The 433-nt window shown below is 33.7% G+C and carries 1 pseudogene; it reads right to left on the reverse strand.

From position 1 onward, the window contains the following. Positions 1–232, reverse strand: a pseudogene (locus DIU01_RS03370) (tRNA pseudouridine(38-40) synthase TruA); the annotation flags it as partial. Positions 233–433 lie beyond the last annotated feature (201 nt).

Consider the following 433-nt stretch of genomic DNA (forward strand, 5'->3'; position numbering starts at 1 on the left):
GTTTATGACTTAAATAAGGAACATCAATTTCTAAATCGTAATCGAAGTGCGCAAACATTTGCTTGGCATGAACACCAGAATCGGTTCGGCCTGCACCAACGAGTTCAATTTCGGTTTTTAAAATGGTGGAAATTGCTTTGGTCAAAGTTTCTTGTACAGAAGTTGCGTTTGGCTGATATTGCCATCCGTGATAGTTAGTTCCTTTGTAAGCAAATTCTAGAAAGTATCTCAAATTGTTGGTTGCGAGTTTTAATGTTGCGGGTTTCGAGTTTTATAAAGCAATGCAAATTTACAAAGATTTTAATTGATAAAATGTCTAAAGTTTTCCTAAATAATTAACTTTGCTGAGTTGTGATTTCATGATAACAGATAAAACGAAGTTTTAGAATTCGTGAAATTATATGGACAATGAATTCGTGCAAATTCGTGCAAT

The organism is Flavobacterium sp. (assembly GCF_003525665.1).
Taxonomy (GTDB): Bacteria; Bacteroidota; Bacteroidia; order Flavobacteriales; family Flavobacteriaceae; genus Flavobacterium.